The sequence below is a fragment of the Bacteroides sp. HF-162 genome, from assembly GCF_015679285.1.
In the GTDB taxonomy this organism is placed as follows: domain Bacteria; phylum Bacteroidota; class Bacteroidia; order Bacteroidales; family Bacteroidaceae; genus Bacteroides; species Bacteroides uniformis.
In genome coordinates, this window is record NZ_CP064937.1 from 444,485 (window position 1) to 464,097 (window position 19,613).

At 49.0% G+C, this 19,613-nt stretch carries 19 protein-coding genes; 11 read left to right on the forward strand and 8 right to left on the reverse strand.

The annotated features are described in order from the left end of the window. The first annotated feature begins 8 nt into the window (after window positions 1-8). The 5 genes from radC (at window position 9) to ITJ87_RS01845 (ending at window position 4,370) form a co-directional block, all read left to right on the forward strand. Window positions 9-695, forward strand: a complete 687-nt coding sequence (gene radC, locus ITJ87_RS01825; RefSeq protein WP_022401073.1) for a DNA repair protein RadC — start codon at window positions 9-11, stop codon at window positions 693-695. A gap of 349 nt (window positions 696-1,044) precedes the next feature. Further along, a complete protein-coding gene (locus ITJ87_RS01830; protein WP_117965579.1) occupies window positions 1,045-1,356 on the forward strand; it encodes a metal-sulfur cluster assembly factor in 312 nt (103 codons plus the stop codon). Window positions 1,357-1,395: 39 nt separating this feature from the next. After that, window positions 1,396-2,160: a UDP-2,3-diacylglucosamine diphosphatase gene (locus ITJ87_RS01835; protein WP_005824878.1), complete on the forward strand. Its 765-nt coding sequence runs from the start codon at window positions 1,396-1,398 to the stop codon at window positions 2,158-2,160. A 41-nt stretch (window positions 2,161-2,201) separates the two neighbouring features. Continuing rightward, the gene (locus ITJ87_RS01840) at window positions 2,202-4,058 is read left to right on the forward strand and encodes a ChbG/HpnK family deacetylase (RefSeq protein ID WP_117965582.1); all 1,857 of its coding nucleotides are present in this window, start codon (window positions 2,202-2,204) and stop codon (window positions 4,056-4,058) included. Window positions 4,059-4,157: 99 nt separating this feature from the next. Further along, complete coding sequence (locus ITJ87_RS01845) at window positions 4,158-4,370, forward strand: hypothetical protein (RefSeq protein WP_008662841.1); 213 nt, start codon at window positions 4,158-4,160, stop codon at window positions 4,368-4,370. A 106-nt stretch (window positions 4,371-4,476) separates the two neighbouring features. On the opposite strand, the gene ITJ87_RS01850 is transcribed toward ITJ87_RS01845, so the two are convergent. The 3 genes from ITJ87_RS01850 to pta all read right to left on the reverse strand — a co-directional run bounded on the left by ITJ87_RS01850 (window position 4,477) and on the right by pta (window position 8,295). After that, complete coding sequence (locus ITJ87_RS01850; protein ID WP_117965585.1) at window positions 4,477-5,877, reverse strand: alkaline phosphatase; 1,401 nt, start codon at window positions 5,875-5,877, stop codon at window positions 4,477-4,479. Window positions 5,878-6,057: 180 nt separating this feature from the next. Next, complete coding sequence (locus tag ITJ87_RS01855) at window positions 6,058-7,254, reverse strand: acetate/propionate family kinase (RefSeq protein ID WP_117965588.1); 1,197 nt, start codon at window positions 7,252-7,254, stop codon at window positions 6,058-6,060. A 21-nt stretch (window positions 7,255-7,275) separates the two neighbouring features. Continuing rightward, window positions 7,276-8,295, reverse strand: a complete 1,020-nt coding sequence (gene pta, locus ITJ87_RS01860) for a phosphate acetyltransferase (RefSeq protein WP_117600262.1) — start codon at window positions 8,293-8,295, stop codon at window positions 7,276-7,278. Window positions 8,296-8,617: 322 nt separating this feature from the next. Between pta and ITJ87_RS01865 the strand changes: the two genes are divergently transcribed. Genes ITJ87_RS01865 through ITJ87_RS01880 form a run of 4 tightly spaced genes read left to right on the forward strand, consistent with a single transcriptional unit; the run spans window position 8,618 to window position 11,667 of the window. Further along, the gene (locus ITJ87_RS01865) at window positions 8,618-8,956 is read left to right on the forward strand and encodes a CidA/LrgA family protein (RefSeq protein ID WP_117600260.1); all 339 of its coding nucleotides are present in this window, start codon (window positions 8,618-8,620) and stop codon (window positions 8,954-8,956) included. Beyond that, window positions 8,953-9,648 (forward strand): LrgB family protein, encoded by a 696-nt coding sequence (locus ITJ87_RS01870; RefSeq protein ID WP_005824898.1) that lies wholly within the window; start codon window positions 8,953-8,955, stop codon window positions 9,646-9,648. The genes ITJ87_RS01865 and ITJ87_RS01870 overlap by 4 nt, the downstream gene beginning before the upstream one ends. A gap of 52 nt (window positions 9,649-9,700) precedes the next feature. Then, window positions 9,701-10,615 carry a DUF2156 domain-containing protein gene (locus ITJ87_RS01875; protein WP_117600259.1) on the forward strand — a complete coding sequence of 305 codons (915 nt, stop codon included), beginning with the start codon at window positions 9,701-9,703 and terminating at the stop codon, window positions 10,613-10,615. 35 nt (window positions 10,616-10,650) lie between these two features. Next, on the forward strand, window positions 10,651-11,667 hold the full coding sequence (locus tag ITJ87_RS01880; protein WP_117965591.1) for a GNAT family N-acetyltransferase: 1,017 nt from the start codon (window positions 10,651-10,653) through the stop codon (window positions 11,665-11,667). Window positions 11,668-11,669: 2 nt separating this feature from the next. Here the strand turns inward: ITJ87_RS01880 and ITJ87_RS01885 are convergent, their stop codons facing one another. The 4 genes from ITJ87_RS01885 to folP form a co-directional block, all read right to left on the reverse strand. Next, window positions 11,670-12,989, reverse strand: coding sequence for a TldD/PmbA family protein (locus ITJ87_RS01885; protein ID WP_195690848.1), 1,320 nt, complete (start codon window positions 12,987-12,989; stop codon window positions 11,670-11,672). Between the two features lie 22 nt (window positions 12,990-13,011). Next, window positions 13,012-14,550 carry a TldD/PmbA family protein gene (locus ITJ87_RS01890; RefSeq protein ID WP_117965597.1) on the reverse strand — a complete coding sequence of 513 codons (1,539 nt, stop codon included), beginning with the start codon at window positions 14,548-14,550 and terminating at the stop codon, window positions 13,012-13,014. A 79-nt stretch (window positions 14,551-14,629) separates the two neighbouring features. Next, the gene (cdaA, locus tag ITJ87_RS01895) at window positions 14,630-15,394 is read right to left on the reverse strand and encodes a diadenylate cyclase CdaA (protein ID WP_005824908.1); all 765 of its coding nucleotides are present in this window, start codon (window positions 15,392-15,394) and stop codon (window positions 14,630-14,632) included. A 26-nt stretch (window positions 15,395-15,420) separates the two neighbouring features. Continuing rightward, complete coding sequence (gene folP / locus ITJ87_RS01900; RefSeq protein WP_117965599.1) at window positions 15,421-16,272, reverse strand: dihydropteroate synthase; 852 nt, start codon at window positions 16,270-16,272, stop codon at window positions 15,421-15,423. 184 nt (window positions 16,273-16,456) lie between these two features. Between folP and murF the strand changes: the two genes are divergently transcribed. Then, window positions 16,457-17,755 carry a UDP-N-acetylmuramoyl-tripeptide--D-alanyl-D-alanine ligase gene (gene murF, locus ITJ87_RS01905; protein WP_117600254.1) on the forward strand — a complete coding sequence of 433 codons (1,299 nt, stop codon included), beginning with the start codon at window positions 16,457-16,459 and terminating at the stop codon, window positions 17,753-17,755. Window positions 17,756-17,757: 2 nt separating this feature from the next. Here murF and ITJ87_RS01910 read toward each other — a convergent pair whose 3' ends face one another. Beyond that, the gene (locus tag ITJ87_RS01910) at window positions 17,758-18,141 is read right to left on the reverse strand and encodes a VanZ family protein (protein WP_005824913.1); all 384 of its coding nucleotides are present in this window, start codon (window positions 18,139-18,141) and stop codon (window positions 17,758-17,760) included. Window positions 18,142-18,244: 103 nt separating this feature from the next. Here ITJ87_RS01910 and ITJ87_RS01915 point away from each other — a divergent pair, with 103 nt between their 5' ends. Beyond that, window positions 18,245-19,612 carry a sodium-dependent transporter gene (locus ITJ87_RS01915; RefSeq protein ID WP_117600253.1) on the forward strand — a complete coding sequence of 456 codons (1,368 nt, stop codon included), beginning with the start codon at window positions 18,245-18,247 and terminating at the stop codon, window positions 19,610-19,612. The last annotated feature ends 1 nt before the right edge of the window (window position 19,613 follow it).

Genomic DNA, 19,613 nt, shown 5'->3' on the forward strand with positions numbered 1-19,613 from the left:
GGGATGATATGGAGAAACTGAATATCAACCAGTGGGCTGCAGAGGACCGCCCGCGGGAAAAGATGATGCAGAAAGGGGCGGAAGCCTTGAGCGATGCCGAACTGCTAGCCATCCTCATCGGCTCCGGCAATACGGAAGAAACCGCCGTGACACTGATGCAGCGCATACTCGCCGCCTGCGGCAACGACCTCAACCGCCTGGGCAAATGGGAGGTGCGGGACTTCTCCCGATTCAAAGGCATGGGCCCCGCCAAAAGCATCACCGTCATGGCATCCCTGGAACTAGGCAAACGCCGCAAGCTGCAGGAACGCTCCGGACGTACTGCCATCCGCTCTTCCGCCGACATCTACGAGCTGTTCCATCCCCTGCTCTGCGACCTTGCCACAGAAGAGTTCTGGGTACTGCTTATGAACCACGCCGCCAAAGTGATAGACAAGGTACGCATCAGCCGTGGCGGTATCGACCAGACCACCGCCGACGTGCGCAGTATCCTGCGCGAAGCCCTGCTGCAACGCGCCACACAGATAGCCCTTATCCACAACCATCCCTCCGGCAACCCGCACCCCAGCAACGACGACCGGCAGCTGACGGAACTCGTGAGGAAAGCCGCCCAAACCATGAACATACACCTGACCGACCACGTCATCGTCACGGACGGAAGCCATTACAGCTTCAACGACGAAGGATTGCTATAAATAATCCAAGTTACGGACATACTATACGAAAGACAAAAGCGGTCATAACACTAACTATCAGCACATTGTATTTACCTGCTATTTACCAGCCAATGTAAAAGCCGTTACCGCGGTATGTAAAAGCCGTTACCCTATATTGTAACGCCCTTTACCCCATATTGTAAAGACCTTTACCGCCTATTGTAAAAGGAGTTTCCCCAGGGGTAAAGGGAGTTCCCCCAGCGGGTGAAGCGTGTTTCCCCACCGTCAAACCCTTTCTGAAGTAATGAAAAGGAGGGCGTTCCTTTGCATTTTCAATTAAATTCCATAGCTTTGTTCTTTGAAAACCTATATATAAAACCCTACGAATATGACCAAATTTGAAATAGAAGAGAAAATAGTCTCCATGCTCAAGACCGTATTCGACCCGGAAATACCGGTAAATGTATACGACCTGGGACTGATTTACAAAATAGACGTCTCCGACCAGGGAGAAGCCTCCATCGACATGACGCTGACTGCCCCCAACTGTCCGGCAGCCGACTTCATCATGGAAGATGTGCGCCAGAAGGTGGAATCCATCGACGACGTTACCTCCGCCACCATCAATCTCGTCTTCGAACCCGAGTGGGACAAGGACATGATGAGCGAAGAAGCGAAACTGGAACTGGGATTCCTTTAAATCAGTTGAAAGTTCAAAGTTGAAAATGGAAAGTTGAAAATGAAGAATGTATATTTCCTCTCGGATGCTCACCTGGGCTCACGAGCCATCGAACACGGACGAACCCAAGAACGGAGGCTGGTCAACTTCTTGGACAGCATCAAGCACAAGGCATCGGCCGTATACCTGCTGGGAGACATGTTCGACTTCTGGTACGAATTCCGTACCGTAGTGCCCAAAGGATACACCCGCTTTCTGGGCAAGCTGTCCGAACTGACCGACCTGGGAGTGGAAGTCCACTTTTTCACGGGAAACCATGACCTTTGGTGCGGCGACTATCTGACCAAGGAGTGCGGCGTCATGATACACCGCGAACCGCTGACCACCGAAATCTTCGGAAAAGAGTTCTACCTTGCCCACGGTGACGGGCTGGGCGACCCGGACAAGAAGTTCAAGATGCTGCGCGCCATGTTCCGCAGCCGTACCCTACAGACGCTGTTCTCTGCCCTGCACCCCCGCTGGAGCATGGAGCTGGGACTGAACTGGGCCAAGCACAGCCGCTTGAAACGCATAGACGGGAAAGAACCCGCATACATGGGAGAAAACAACGAATACCTGGTGCTCTACACCAAGGAATACTTGAAAAGCCATCCCAACATCAACTACTTCATCTACGGTCACCGCCACATCGAACTCGACCTGATGCTGAGCAGTACCGCCCGCATCCTCATCCTCGGCGACTGGATAAACTACTTCTCGTACGCCGTCTTTGACGGCGAGAACCTCTTCCTTGAGAATTTTGTGGAGGGAGAGACGAAGCTATAACCCGCATTGCCAAACTGTTAACCATCATACCATTACCACCCATGAAACCTTTAAGACTGAAAAACATGATTGCCGGATGCCTGCTCGCAGCAGGAGCATTGCCGGTATGGGGACAATCCGGCGCCCCGACACTTGTCATCCGCATTGATGATCTCGGCGCCCTGCATTCCGTCAACGAAGCCTGCATCCAGACCTACCGCTCGGGTATTGCCCGCAGCGTGGAAGTGATGCCCGTAGCAGCCTGGTATCCGGAAGCCATCAAGATGCTGAAAGAAAATCCGGGACTGGACGTCGGCCTGCACCTCGTCATCACCAGCGAGTGGGAGAACGTGAAGTGGCGTCCGCTGACCCACTGCCCCAGCTTGACGGACGAGAACGGCTATTTCTACCCGATGATGTCCCCTAACCCCGCTTATCCGGGACAGTCCATCATGGAGCAGAAATGGGACATCAAGGAGATAGAGCAGGAGTTCCGCGCGCAGATAGAGACGACGCTGAAAAGCATTCCGCAACTCAGCCATCTGTCCGGACACATGCTCTCCACCGGTTTCAGCAAGGAAGTGAACGAGCTGGTGCAACGGCTCGCCAAAGAATACAACCTGCCGTCCATCGACCGCATGGACTCCTCCAAGGACTACCGGTTTACCTACATCGGATACGACGGCCCCAAAAGAACTGCCGAAGAAAAGGAGGCCAGCTTCATCAAAGCATTGGAGAAGTTGCAGCCGGACCAGCGCTACCTTTTCTTAGACCACCCGGCACTGGACAACGATGAAATGAAAACCGTCTTCCACGTCGGATATGAGGACGTGGCGCTGGACCGCCAGGGAGTGACCGACCTGCTGACAAGCCCCCATGTCCGGAAAGCCATTGAGGACAAAGACATAAAGCTGATTTCCATCAACCAACTGACCAAGGGCCTGCCCCGCACCGCCGCTACTCCGAAGCTGGACAAGGCCATGAACAGATATCTGGATGCCGTAAAGAAAGCCGGACAAGACCTGCACAGTATCATGATTGTGCAACACGGCAATGTCATTGCCGAAGAATGGATGGGCGAAGGGAAAGAGGATAAGCCTCACATCCTGAACTCCGTCAGCAAGACATTCACCGCCACCGCCGTGGGACTTGCTGCCTCCGAAGGCAGGCTGAAGCTGACGGACAAGGTCATCTCCTTCTTCCCCGGCAAGCTTCCGGCAACCGTCAGCGAAAATCTGGCAGCCATGACCGTACGCGACCTGCTGACCATGAACTGCGGGCACGACACCGACCCCACCGGAACGGTACGCAAAAAGGCGGACGCCGATTGGGTGCAGGAGTTCCTTGCCTTCCCCGTGGAGCACAAGCCCGGTACCTTCTACACCTACAACAGCCTGGGAACCTACATGCTCTCAGCCATCGTACAGAAAGTGACGGGCGAGAAAGTGGTGGATTATCTCTATCCCCGTCTGTTCCGCCCGCTTGGCATCGTCAACGCCCGGTGGCAGGAAAGCCCGCAAGGCATCAATACCGGAGGCTGGGGGTTGTACCTCAAAACGGAAGACCTTGCCAAGATGGGACAACTGTTCCTGCAGAAAGGAAACTGGAACGGACAGCAGATTCTGCCCGAAAAATGGGTAAAGGAGGCATCTGCCGGCCAAGTGCCCTCACTGCCCGCCGGCATGAAACCGGAGATGCTGAAGAAAGCGAAGATGAGCGCCAAGACAAGCGACTGGCTGCAGGGCTACGGCTACCAGATGTGGCGCTGCCGCCACAACGCCTACCGTGCCGATGGTGCCAACGGACAATACATACTGGTGTTGCCGGACAAGGATGCCGTCATTGCCGTCACCGCCAACATCCCCGACATGCAGGCAGAGCTGAATCTAATATGGAAGTACCTGCTGCCCGCGCTATAAAACGTTTATTCTTATAAATGATTACAAAAAAGTGAAGGTCACCGGAACTTTTTCCCGGCATGGTTGTAGTAATATCATAACATTAAAAACATTAGCGTCATGGATGATATGATTTACAGAAACGACCCGATTGCCGAAGAGAACATAGACCCGCACGGACGTCCGGCAACGGATGAATTCGAGGAATGGAGCGAAGAGGTCTCCGAACGGACAGATACCGGATACAAGGACCAGAAAATAAAATCCGCCAAGGAACGGGAGAAACGTATCCGGGAGATGGATGAAATTATAAAGAAGGACCTTAAGGAATAAATTGACAGCCACCACAGATAGCACAGATTCTCACAGATTAGTCTCTTATACTTGATTTCAGAGCTTCCAATCTGTGAGAATCCGTGTAATCTGTGGTGACCTTTTATTATTTGTATCCGCCAGCCTTGGCTATGCGTTTCGGGATTTCCGTGTTGTCCATCTTACCCACGAACAGCTTGGAACCTGCACCTACTGCGAATACCGGCACATATCCGGCTGTATGGCCACCGCTGGTCCAGCCTACCATGGCAATCTGGCTCATCACCTTCTTGGCGGCAACGGCCAGGGGCTCAGTCTTGGCATAAAGACTTTCCTCAAACACTACATGCTTGTTCACAAATGATTCTTCGTAAGCATCACGCAGCATCTTCTCCTGCTCCCAGCTTACCGGCAGTTCTTTCCAGAAACCCATCTTTTCTGCCAGGAATTCCTTCATTTCCGGCCAGTTGATAACCTTGCGCATCTTGCGTAAGTCCGTGATGGAACGTGAAAGGATATCCTGAGACTGCTTCTGCTTGGCAAGGGCTTTCAGTTGAAGCTCGTACTTACCGGTACCCAGCCCCAGACCGCCGGTTTCATGGTCGGCAGTTACCACAATCAGCGTTTCTTTGGGATGCTTCTTATAGAACTCGTAAGCCACCTTGATGGCGTTGTCCATATCCACCACTTCCTCAAAGACTGTGGCGGGGTCGTTTCCGTGGCAGGCCCAGTCAATCTTTCCACCTTCAACCATCAGGAAGAAACCCTTGTTACTGCCTTTGGTCAGGAAAGAGATGGCACTCTCGGTAATTTCGGCCAGTGTCAGGTCGCCTTCCTGGCGGTCGATGGCATAGGGCAGGCAAGAAGGCTCTGCCCCTTCTTTCTGGATAAGAATCATCTTGTCCGCCTGGACAGACTTCGACTTATATTCGTCAAGGCCTCTTGCAACGGTATAACCGGCTTCTTCAAAGATAGGGAAGATGCTCGGAGCCTCTTTCTTGTCGACAGTGGTAGTCGGTTTCAAGAAACCACCGCCTGCATAGAAGTCGAAACCGGCTTTCGGCAGGTCGAGGGCTATCTCGTAATACATGCCACGGTCCGGCTGATGGGCATAGAATGCGGCGGGAGTAGCATGGTCCACGCTGACGCTGGTAGTTACCCCAACTTTCTTACCGGACTTTTTAGCTCTCTCGGCCACACTCTGGAGCACACTCTTATTATCGTCCATACCGATAGCGCCGTTGTAAGTCTTAACACCGGTAGCCAAGGCTGTTCCAGCAGCAGAAGAGTCAGTCACAGAGTTGGTAGCAGAGAAGGTAGTCGCCATGCTGGCAACCGGGAAAGAAGTGAACAGCAAAGGCTTTACACCGATGCGCCCTTCTTGTTCGGCCAGATACATCTCCGTACCGTTCACCTGGTTCACACCCATTCCATCACCGATGAAATAAAACACGTACTTCGCCTGCTGGGCATAGGCCATGCCGCTGGTCAGCAGTACAAAGAACAACACATACATTAATCGTTTCATAAGCAGTTCTTATTTAAAGTTATTCGGAAAATTGCCTTTATTGTTTTTAACCGAGTAACAAAGATAGCAATTTTAAAGGATTCGGAAAACATTTCGCCCCTACAAATACATTACATATTTGCAGGGGCGAAACCACATCCGGACTCCGGGAAGCCGGAACCGGGAGATATTACAGCGATATTACTTCTTCAGAATATCCATCGTGTCCGAAGCAATCATCAGCTCCTCGTCAGTGGGGATTACCACTACCTTCACCTGAGAATCTTCGGTAGAAATAACCATTTCTTCACCACGTACTTTGTTCTTCTCAGCATCCAGCTTTATACCCATGAATTCCAGGCCTTCGCATGCACCCCAGCGGGCACTTGCCTGATTCTCACCGACACCACCGGTAAATACTACGATATCCACACCACCCAAAGCAGCGGCATAGGCACCGATATATTTCTTGATACGGTAGAAGTACATTTCTTCAGCCAGGACAGCCTTCGGATTGCCGGCAGCTACGGCATTTTCCAGGTCGCGCATGTCACTGGATTCACCGAAGATACCCAGCACACCACTCTTCTTGTTCAGGAGGTTGGATATACCGTTTACATCCAGACCTTCCTTTTCCATAATGAAGGAAACAGCACCGGCATCGATATCACCGCTGCGGGTACCCATCATCAGCCCCTCAAGCGGAGTCAGGCCCATGCTGGTATCCACGCACTTGCCGTCCTTAATGGCAGTAATGGAACCGCCGTTACCGATGTGGCAAGTGATAATCTTCTTTCCTGCCGGCTCTACACCCAGGAATTCGCAGACGCGCTGTGATACATAACGATGGGATGTCCCGTGGAAACCGTAACGGCGTACACCATACTTTTCATAAAGCTCATAAGGCACGGCATATAAATAGGCATGCTTCGGCATGGTCTGGTGGAAAGCCGTATCAAATACACCAATCTGCGGAACATCCGGCAGAATAGCAGATATTGCATTTACACCCTTCAGATTAGCAGGATTGTGGAGCGGAGCCAGGTCGTTGCAGGCAGTGAAGGCGGCAAGCACTTCCGGCGTCAGTCGTACAGACTCGCTGAACTTTTCGCCTCCATGCACCATACGGTGGCCTACGGCATTGATTTCGTCCAAAGACTTGATGGCTCCATATTCAGGGTTTGTCAAGGTGTTCAGAATAAATTCCACACCTACAGTATGTTCGGGAATATTCTTTTCAAGAATCTTCTTCTCACCGCTGGGCAAGGTGAACTTCAGGAAAGAGTCTTTCAAACCAATTTTTTCAATACCACCCTGGGCGATAACTTCCTTCCGGTCCATATCAAACAATTTGTACTTGATGGACGAGCTACCGCAGTTCAATACTAAGATTTTCATATTATATATCAGATTTAGAAGTTATTCAGCGTTCTTTTTGGCTGCAATAGCCTGATTTGCAGTAATGGCAATCATGCGATAAACGTCCTCGATGGAGCAACCGCGTGAAAGGTCGTTCACCGGACGGGCAATACCTTGCAGGATAGGACCTACAGCATCGGCATGTCCCAGACGTTGTACCAGCTTATAGGAAATATTACCCACCTCAAGACTGGGAACAACCAGTACATTGGCATGTCCGGCAATGGAAGAACCCGGAGCCTTGCTTGCACCTACTTCCGGCACCAAAGCAGCATCGGCCTGCAACTCACCATCGATGGCAATGTCGGGAGCCATTTCCTTGGCAATCTTCAATGCCTCAACCACTTTATCCACCACTTCGTGCTTGGCAGAGCCCTTGGTAGAGAAGCTCAGCATGGCAACTTTCGGATCGAGACCGGCAACTGCCTGAGCTGTACGTGCCGTACATACGGCAATCTGTGCCAATTGTTCTGCATCGGGCACCGGAGTCACAGCCACGTCACCCATCACCAGGATGCCGTTCTTTCCATATTCAGGAGCATGCGTCAGCAGCAGCATGGCACCCGAAACGCAAGTGATGCCCGGAGCAGTCTTGATAATCTGCAAAGCAGGACGAAGTACATTGCCCGTAGTGTTGCGTGCACCTGCCAACTGGCCGTCAGCATCTCCATTCTTTATAATCAGACAGCCTAAATAAAGCGGGTCGACAACCAGCTTGCGAGCCTCTTCGATGGTCATGCCTTTCTTCTTACGAAGTTCGCAAAGCAACTGGGCATATTCTTCTTTCTTAGGATGGTCTTCCGGGTCGATAATGGTAGCCTTATTGATGTTCCCCAATCCCCACTCTTTGGCACAAGCCTCTATCTCAGCAGGTTTTCCAAGGATAATCAAGTCGGCCACCCCATCAGTCAATATCTGATTGGCAGCTTTCAATGTACGTTCTTCCGTACCCTCGGGAAGAACAATTCGTTGGCGGTTTGCTTTGGCGCGCTCAACAATTTCATTAATTAATCTTTGCATGATATTTTAATTGTCTATTAAGAATCGGCAGTATGTGTTATTCACGCCGCAAAAGTACACAATTTTGCAATATCTACATTGCAAATGTCGGTCTTTTTACTGTTCAGTCCATAATTATTATATTATTTAACATTAGCTGTTCCCCGCATTCGTGTGTACGCGCACGTACCCCTCTGCAACAAACAATTACCCGTCCGGCAGGAATAACCTACCCGACTCTGCAAACGACATGAAAAAAATCAGGTTATAACGATAACAAGCAATACATAGAATACCTACCTTTGCAGCGTTTTCAACATATAACAATAGGTATTATAATAGTATGATTCGTCAATGCGCCATCCTTTTCGGATGCTTAGCTTTGGGTGAACTGATTGTTTTCCTTACAGGTATCAAGTTGCCTTCCAGCATCATCGGTATGTTGCTGCTCACCCTATTCTTGAAATTGGGTTGGATTAAACTGCACTGGGTGCAGGGTATGTCCGACTTCCTGGTTGCCAACCTGGGCTTTTTCTTTGTACCGCCCGGTGTAGCCCTCATGCTTTACTTCGATGTCATCGCCTCCGAGTTCTGGCCGATAGTAACCGCTTCCATAATCAGCACCCTGCTGGTGATTGTAGTCACCGGATGGGTTCACCAACTAACACGTAAAATCAAATGAACTTTTTAGAAAACGAATTTTTCCTATTGGCTGTCACCTTCGGGATTTTCTTTCTAGCCAAACTCCTGCAGAAAAAGACCGGCATCATGTTGCTGAACCCCATCCTGCTGACAATCGCCATCCTCATTGTCTTCCTGAAGATGACACATATCAGTTATGAGACCTACAATGAAGGAGGACATCTGATAGAATTCTGGCTAAAGCCCGCTGTTGTAGCTCTGGGCGTCCCCCTATACCTCCAATTGGAAACGATTAAGAAACAACTGCTCCCCATCATGCTGTCACAACTTGCCGGCTGCATTGTGGGAGTTATCTCTGTCGTGCTGATAGCTAAATTGATGGGGGCTTCCGACGAGATAATCTACTCCCTGGCACCCAAGTCGGTCACTACGCCGATAGCCATGGAAGTAACCAAGTCGCTGGGCGGCATTCCCTCACTTACCGCCGCCGTAGTGGTCTGCGTAGGCTTACTGGGAGGAATACTGGGCTTCAAGACCATGAAACTGACCCACATCGGCAGTCCTATGGCACAAGGCCTTTCCTTGGGAGCCGCCGCCCACGCGGTAGGAACTTCCACTGCCATGGACATCAGCCGCAAATACGGCGCATTCGCCAGCCTCGGCCTGACCCTGAACGGTATCTTCACAGCATTGCTGACCCCAACTATCCTGCGATTATTAGGGCTACTCTAACAAAATCTTCTTATTTTTGTTATCTATAATCATAACCAACTAAAAACAACGTATGATTTCATTTAAAGATATCGAATTACAAGACAAAAAACTGATTACCTCCTATACACAGAACAGTCCGCGACGGAATTGCGACCTCTCTTTCTCCAACCTATGCAGCTGGCGTTTTCTATACAATACAAAGTTTGCCATCATGGACGGCTTCCTCCTACTGAAATTCTGGGCAAACGACGAACTGGTGTACATGATGCCGATAGGCAACGGAGATTTGACAAAAGTACTGGACGCACTGGTCGAAGACGCACACCGGGAAGGAGAACCTTTCTGCCTGCTGGGAATATGTTCGGGCATGTGCTCGGAACTGGAAGCCTTCATGCCCGGAAAATTCCAGTTCACAGCAGACCGGGATTATGCCGATTACCTCTATCTGCGTACAGAGCTCGCTACGCTTGCCGGAAAGAAATTCCAGTCCAAACGGAATCATGTCAACAAATTTAAACGCACCTATAATTACGAATATACTCCCATCACTCCCGACCGCATCCAGGAATGTCTGGACCTGGAAGCTGAATGGTGTAAGGCCAACAACTGCGACCAGCATGAAGGAACGGGCAACGAACGTCGCGCACTGGTCTACGCCCTCCACAATTTTGAAGAACTGGGACTGACCGGAGGCATCCTGCATGTAGACGGCAAAATTGCCGCCTTCACTTTCGGAATGCCCATCAACCAAGATACCTTCGGGGTACATGTGGAAAAGGCCGATACCAGCATAGACGGAGCATACGCAATGATTAACTATGAATTTGCCAACCACATCCCCGAACAATATGTCTACCTCAACCGTGAAGAGGATTTGGGTATTGAAGGATTGCGCAAGGCCAAACTTTCGTACCAGCCTGCCATTATTCTGGAAAAATACGTAGCATGTCTGAAAGACGAGCCGGTGGAAGCGATTAAGTGGTGAGAGTAAGGATTAAGGATTAAAAGAATAAGGGATTGATGATGCGGGAAAAGGTAAAGAAGCTATGGAAGCTCTGTTTCAATGATAGTGAGGAATTTACTGAATTGTATTTTCGGCTCCGCTACAACAATGATATCAATATTGCCATCCAAAGCGGCGAAGAAGTGATTGCCTCCCTACAAATGTTGCCTTATCCTATGACGTTCGAAGGAGAAGATATTCATACAGCCTATATATCCGGCGCTTGCACACACCCTGATTACCGTAACCGGGGCGTAATGCACGAGCTGTTATCACAAGCCTTTGCACGGATGCTACACAATAATGTCGCCTTATCCACCCTGATACCGGCAGAGCCGTGGCTGTTCGACTACTATGCCCGCAGTGGTTATGCACCCGTATTCCGCTATGCCGAAGAGACTTTTATCGCTTCCGGCATACCGGCAGCCGATACGGGCCTTACTTTGGAAATGTCTGCCGAGTATAGTGAAAAAAGATATGAATATCTCGACCGGAAATTGCGGGAGCGCCCTTGCTGCATTCAGCATACGAAAGAGGATTTTCAGGTTATCATTGCCGATTTACAACTGGGGCAGGGCTTCGTTTGCACTTTGAGCAATGGGAAGGAAATCACGGCTTTGGCCATTACCTATCCGATAGGGAAAGCCAACTGGCACATTGGAGAAATCGTGTCGGATACTCCCGTAACAAACACTTTACTGCTTCAACATATCTGCCAAAGCCTGAATCTCCCGTCCATCCGGGTTCTCACTCCTCCCACTACCGATAAAAGCCAACTTTTGGGCATGGCACGCATCATCAATGCCAAAACCATGCTGCAACTCTATGCTACGGTCCATCCGGAACTGGAACTCAGCATTCATCTTACTGATGAGCAAGTCAGTGCCAATAACGGTTACTACTACCTCAACAATGGTAAATGTATGAATAGTGCCAAGCGTCTGCCAGGCAGCCACTTGGCACTTACAATCGGTGAACTCACCGAAAAAATATTTGCAACATCAAGCCCATATATGAGCTTGATGTTGAACTAGCATTACAATCCGCTGAAGTCGACTCCCTCAAATACCAACGAAGGAATCTGCCATGAGCGGTTTGGTTGAGGGTCATTGCCCACAGCAACCAAGGAATTCCACAAAGCAACCATGTTACCCGTCACATTCATTTCGTTGACAGGCTGTGTCAGCTTACCGTCTTCAATAAGGAACCCCTCTATACCATAAGAGAAGTCACCGGTACTGCTATTGCTGTTACCGCCATTGAAGCCCGTAACCAAAATGCCTTGTTTAACATCTGCCACCAACCCGTTCAGGTCTTTATCACCCGGTACCAGAATCAGGCGTGAAGGCGTACTGATAGTAGGAGCCATATTCATCTTCTTACCATTGTAGGTATCGATGAAATAAGTTTTCAGCACCCCCTTATCAAAGACAGTGCGGGGTTCAGTAGCCACACCCTCATTATCGAAGTAGCGCGAACCGTTTGCACCGATGACATGCGGCTCGTCACGCAACGTGAAGAGGTCCGAAGCCACCTTCGCATCCAGCTTGTCCATCAGGAAGGAATTCTTTTGTTGCAGAGCACTGCCATACAATGCACTTAGCATCGGGCTGAGCAGATTTCCCACATTCATAGGGTCAACCACCATTGTATATTTACCCGACTTTGTTTTCTTCTGTCCCAGCTTGCGCAATACGCGTTCCAATGCCTTGGCACCGATTCCCGTCTTCGTCAATTTATCATAGAACAGAGCCGAGTCGTACCAGTAATCCTGAGGACGCGCTTCACCTTCTCCCTTAATGGATACACTGGCTGAGACAGAGAACCAGGTACTCTTCGACTCGCCTTCAAATCCGTTGCTTATCAAACGATAGGAAGAACCCTCACCATCACTATAAGAAGAATCAACCGAAATGATACGCTCATCCTTGCCCAATACCTCCTCTGCAGCAGCACGGGCAATCGCCACTTTATCATCCGGGTTGACTTCATAGAGTTTCTTATCAAAAAGCTGCAAGTCAGGCTTGCCTCCTTTATAGTAGCGTGCAGGGTCGGCCAGCATACGCGACTCATCCACCGCCAGATAGCGGGTAGACTCTATACCATTCGTGATAAGAGTTTCCAATTCTTTCTTATCCAGCCGATTGGTGGAAAAAGAGCCGAAACGTCCGTCCACATAAAGATTCAATCCCAAACCATTCTCCGTAGACTGCTGCAAACGGTCCATTTTGCCGTCACGCAGTTCAAAAGAAGAATTAGAATTTGTATATAGCACCAGTTTGGCTGCCTGGCAACCGTTCTTCAAGGCATATTCCATTGCCCATTGTGCCAATTTCTTATTGTCGTCTGTAATCATGTCTTTAATTGATAGTTGATAATTAACTTTCTCCTCCTACAGTCAGCTTGCTGACTAGTGCCGATGGCATACCGCAGGTAACGGGACAAGACTGACCGTCTTTACCACAAGTCCAAGTACCGTTGTCAATCTTATCGTTATTTGCCACCATCGTGATGTCAGCCAATGCTTTCGGACCATTACCGATGATATTTATATCCTTGACGGGCTGCGTCAGCTTGCCATCCTCAATCAAGTAACCCGACTTCACAAAGAAGGTAAAGTCTCCGGCACCGATTTGCACCTGGCCATTGGTAAACTGGTCACAATAGATACCTTTCTTCACGGTGGAGATAATGTCCGCTTCCTTCATATTGCCGGCTTCCATATAAGTGGCACGCATACGGGGGATAGGAGTATTACGGAAAGTATCGCGACGTCCGTTTCCAGTAGGAGCCACCCCATAATGCTTGGCACTGATGCGGTCGTGCAGATAACTGGTCAGGATACCTTCCTTCACGATATAGGTTTTCTGACCTTCCACACCCTCATCGTCGAAATTCACGGCTCCACGATTGAAGGCGATGGTACCGTCATCCACCACGTTGATATGCTCATCGCACACCTTCTTTCCCAAAAGGTCGCAGAAAATGGAAGTACGTTTACGGTTGAAGTCAGCCTCAAAAGCATGTCCTATGGCTTCGTGCAACAAGATACCCGAACCGCCAGCCCCCATCACGACGGGCATTTCGCCACCTTTGGGTTTCACAGCCTTGAACAAGATAGCAGTCTTATCCACCGCCTCACGTGCAATAATATCCACGATGTCATCCGTCATGAATTCAAAACCCTTGCGGTAAGAACGACCGGCATAACCGTTCTCCATCTTTCCATTCTCTTCCATGATGCAGACTGCCATAAAAGAAACCATCGGACGGTAGTCGTAGTAGCTCACGCCCTCGGAATTACAGAACAGCACGTGCGATGTACTGTCAGAAAGAGAAGCCTGCACCTTACGTACACGATTGTCCAAAGAGAAAATCTTTTCGTTCAGCTTTTCTAAATAAGGTATCTTTGCCTTGACACTCACGTCCTCCCAAGGTTCAGTGACGGCATAGCGGCTTTTGGCAATTGTCTTTTCCGTCAGTCCTACAGATTTTCCGGCCTTGCCCGAAGAGGCGATACGGGCAGCAGTACGTGCAGCACGCAGCATTTCTTCCATAGTTACCCCTTCCACATAAGCATAACCCGTCTGGTCGCCTGCCAATACGCGTACGCCCATACCGAAGTCAATGTTAGCTCCACAGTTGTTTACTTTGCCGTCCATCAGAACCACACTGTTGTTGAATGTGTGTTCAAAATAAAGGTCAGCATAATCGCCGCCTTTTTCCAGAGCGGCAGCCATCACTTTCTTCAAGTCAGCCTCCGTCACACCGAAGTGAACCATTGCCGAAGCTACGGCAGACTGATTATCTGCTCCTCCTAAAGCTCCGCGTACTGACGCAGGCATAGCCAACGAGGGTACTGCCAGCGAACCTAACATCGCCAGACTTCCCGTCCGCAAGAAATTTCGTCTATCCATCCTTTTCAGTTATTAGTTATAAGATATTGTTTTTTATATCATAGTTATATGACGTAAAAATAGGAGATTTTGTCACACCTCAGCTTTCCTTTGTTAACAAACTTTCCAATTCCTCTGCATTCAGACGCAGATAGAATTGTCCTTTGTAAGCCACTGAAATGCCTCCGGTCTCCTCCGATACAATGATGGCATGCGCATCAGACACCTGGGAAATCCCCATGGCAGCACGATGCCTCAGCCCCAGTTCCTTAGGAATGTCCAGATTATGGGAAACAGGCAGGATACATCCCGCCGCTTTGATACGTTTCTTACTGATAACCATCGCTCCATCGTGCAACGGACTGTTCTTAAAGAAAATATTCTCAATCAGACGCTGGTTTATATCGGCATTGATAATCTCTCCCGTACGCACCACATCATCCAAAGGCAGATTATGTTCAATGACAATCAGGGCACCAACCTTCTGCTTCCCCATACTGATACATGCCATTACCACCGGCATGATGTCGTCATGTTCCAGCTTCTCTTTCTTGTTACCGGTGAAGAAGCGCACCAGCGCACTGGCATGCTGATGCGAGCCGAGTGTCAGCAAGAAGCGCCGTATCTCGTCCTGAAACAAAATGATAAGCGCCAGCACGCCTACACTGACCAGCTTGTCGAAGATAGAACCGAGCAATTTCATCTCCAGCACCTGCGATACCACCAGCCATATCAAGATAAACACCAGGATACCCGTAAACACATTTATAGAACCGGAGGCTTTCATCAGCTTATACGTATAGTACAGCAAAAAAGCCACTAACAGAATATCTATAAAATCTTTTATTCCAAATTCAAAAAACACGATATCGAATGATTAGGGGTTAGGGACTAGGAATTATTTCGCATAGCTTGCACAATCCGTACGGTTTCCACGGCTTCTTTCACGTCGTGTACGCGGAGAATGTCAGCACCTTTCAGCAGACAGATGGTATCGAGCACCGTAGTACCATTCAGCGCCTCCTGAGGAGTAATGTCCAACAAGCGGTATATCATCGATTTACGTGAAACACCTACCAATAAAGGCAACTCAAAAATACGGAAATCTTCCAGATGGGACAGCAATTCATAATTATGCTCTATTGTCTTTCCAAAGCCGAAACCGGGGTCCAGAATGATGTCTTTCACACCTAAGTCACGCAATTGCTGCACCTTGCGTGCAAAATACAAGAGAACCTCTTCCAGAAGATTGTCGTAATGAGGATGCTGCTGCATACTTTGCGGAGTGCCTTGCATGTGCATCATAATATAAGGCACATTCAACGCCGCAACGGTATGGAACATATCCGCATCCATCTCACCGGCCGCAATATCGTTGATGATGGCAACCCCATACTCCTCCACACACATTCTTGCCACATCCGCCCTGAAAGTGTCTACCGACACCACAGCATCCGGCTGTATCTCAAAAAGTATTTTCAGCCCCATACGCAGCCGTTCCATCTCCTCCCGGGCAGAGACATTGTCGGCATTGGGACGGGAAGAGTAAGCGCCTATATCAATAATGGCCGCTCCCTCCGAAACTATCTGTTTCACCCGGCGTACTATTTCCGCCTCTGTCTGTGTACGGCTACCGGCATAAAAGGAATCTGGAGTAACGTTCAGTATGCCCATGACACGGGGTTGAGAAAGGTCAAGCAGCGAACCGTTGACATTTATATATCGGGCAGTTGTAATTTCCATAGGCAGTCTGTTCTATATAGTACCTGCAAATGTAAACAAAAAAGTGGTTTCAAAATACATAAACTCATAAAACTGATAAGTTTTTTGCTTGTACCCGGGAAGGGAGAGGATTAAAACTATATCTTTGCACGATGGTTTACCACAGATTACACAGATTCACACAGATTGATTTAATTATAAAGTCATGAATATAACAGCTATACATCAGATATTCCTAACATGTACCAGTGTCACTACTGACAGCCGTAACTGCCCCCAAGGTTCTTTATTCATTGCACTGAAAGGCGAGTCGTTCAACGGAAATGCCTTTGCCGCCCGGGCGCTGGAAAGCGGAAGTGCTTATGCCATAGTAGATGAAGAAGCCTATGCCCCCGCAGGCGATACACGATACATCGTGGTGGAAAACAGCTTGAAAACCTTGCAACAACTTGCCAATTACCACCGTCGGCAGATGCGTACACCCATCATCGGCATTACGGGTACAAACGGAAAGACCACTACCAAGGAACTGATGTCCACCGTACTTTCGCAAACTCACAACGTGCTCTATACCTTGGGAAATTTGAACAATCACATCGGTGTTCCCCTCACCTTACTCCGCCTGCGCCCTGAACACGAACTTGCCGTAGTGGAAATGGGCGCCAGCCACCCGGGAGACATCAAGGAGCTGGTAGAGATAGCCGAACCTGACTACGGAATCATTACCAACGTAGGAAAAGCCCATCTGGAGGGATTCGGCTCTTTTGAAGGAGTCATCAAGACCAAAGGAGAGATGTACGACTATCTGCGGACGCGGAAAGAAGCTACCATCTTCATCCATAACGACAACCCCTACTTGAAAAAGATAGCCTACGGACTCCACCAGATTGCCTACGGCAGCGAGGACGAGCTGTACATCAACGGACACGTCACCGGCAATTCTCCTTACCTCACCTTCGAGTGGAAAACGGGAAACGAAAGCAAATATCACGAAGTACAAACCCAACTTATCGGTGAATATAACTTCCCCAATGCTCTGGCAGCTGTCACCATCGGACATTTTTTTGGTGTGGAACCGGAGCAAATAGATAAAGCACTGGCCGGATATACCCCACAAAACAACCGTTCACAACTGAAAAAAACAGCGGACAACACACTGATTATCGATGCCTATAATGCCAATCCCACAAGCATGATGGCTTCCATCAGTAACTTCCGGAACATGCAGGCCAAAAACAAAATGCTGATATTGGGAGATATGCGGGAATTGGGTAAAGACAGTGCCGACGAGCACCAGAAGATTGCAGACTATCTGGAAGAATGCGGATTCAAGGACGTAGCTCTTGTTGGGAAATTGTTTGCCGCCACACGCCACTCTTATCAGAGTTATCCCGATGTAACCGCACTCATCGCAGAGCTGCAAAGAGAGAAACCTTGTGGGAAAACAATTCTGATAAAAGGGTCGAACGGCATCAAGCTAAGTTCCGTAGTTGAATACTTATAATCCTATTTCATCCTTGGCCTTAAAATGAAATAGCCGACCATTGATGCAAGCACCGCTCCCGTGGTATTGGCCGCAAAATCCAGCCAGTCTCCGCCGCGGTATGTCGTGCAGTATTCTTGCAGCAACTCCACCATTCCGCTGAACAAAACGGGACAGACAAACGCCCCTGCCCATGCATGCCATAAAGGGGCGTTGTCTCTCCGGTGAGCGCGAAGAAACTCCAGCCACAGCATTCCCGACATGCCGAAATACATACAGATATGCACCACCTTGTCTATATTGGGAATCTTGCTTATTTCTGTAGAAGGCGGTTTAAAGAATGAAAGATAAATCACCGTCAGAATAATAAAAAGCGACACCGGATATTTCTTAATATAATATAGCATATACCAAATAATCAACGAACTGTGCGCAAAAGTACAGAACATTTTCTATATTTGCATGTTTTAGGTGGTATTAATAACGAATTGAAAGAAAAATCTACGTTTTATGACAAAAAGTGACAGAGCCAACTTCGGAAGCAAATTAGGTGTCATACTTGCCTCGGCAGGCTCCGCAGTCGGTTTAGGTAACATCTGGCGTTTCCCGTTTGAGACCGGGAATCACGGAGGTGCAGCATTTATCCTTGTATACCTGGTTTGCGTGCTCATTCTCGGCATCCCCATCATGATTGCAGAATTCCTCATCGGCAGGCGCTCGCGTGCCAATACAGCAAGGGCTTATCAAAAATTAGCACCCGGCACGCATTGGCGCTGGGTAGGACGTATGGGCGTACTGGCCGGATTCCTTATTCTGGGATATTACTCCGTTGTGGCAGGATGGACGCTTGAGTTTATCGGGGAAGCAGCCACAAACAGTTTTGCCGGGAAATCGGCAGCCGATTTCATCGCATCCTTCAACAGCTTTGTCAGCAACCCCTGGCGTCCGGTCATCTGGCTGGTGCTGTTCCTGCTGGCCACCCATCTCATTATTGTCAAAGGAGTGGAAAAAGGTATTGAAAAATCAGCCAAAATCATGATGCCGATGCTGTTTGTCCTATTGATAATCCTTGCCATCTGCTCTATATCTCTGCCCGGAGCAGGAGCAGGTATTGAATTCCTGCTGAAACCGGACTTCAGCAAAGTGGACGGCAATGTGTTCCTTGGAGCTATGGGCCAGGCATTCTTCTCCTTGAGCTTGGGGATGGGATGTCTCTGTACATATGCCTCCTATTTCCGCAATGATACGAACCTGCCCAAAACGGCACTCAACGTGGCCGCCATCGACACTATGGTAGCTATTTTGGCAGGATTCATCATTTTCCCTGCCGCCTTCTCTGTGGGTATCAAACCGGATGCGGGTCCCAGCCTGCTATTCATCACCCTACCGAATGTCTTTCAGCAAGCGTTCGGCAATATTCCCTGGCTGGCGATACTGCTGTCTCTGATGTTCTATATCCTACTGGCATTGGCAGCACTTACTTCCACCATTTCCCTGCACGAAGTGGTAACCGCCTATCTGCATGAAGAGTTCAAGTTCTCACGCAGCAAAGCAGCCAGATATGTGACAGCAGGTTGTATTTTCTTAGGAGTATTCTGCTCACTGTCTCTCGGTATCGGCAAGAGCTATACCGTATTCGGGTTAAACCTATTCGATTTGTTCGATTTTGTAACGGCCAAGCTAATGTTACCGTTAGGCGGTTTGTTCATTTCCATCTTCATAGGCTGGTATCTGGACAAGAAAATCGTATGGGAAGAAGTCAGCAACAACGGCACTCTGAAAGTATCCGTCTACAAGCTATTGATATTCATCCTGAAATACATTGCTCCTATAGGAATTGCACTGATTTTTATCAATGAACTGGGTTTTCTGAAATAGG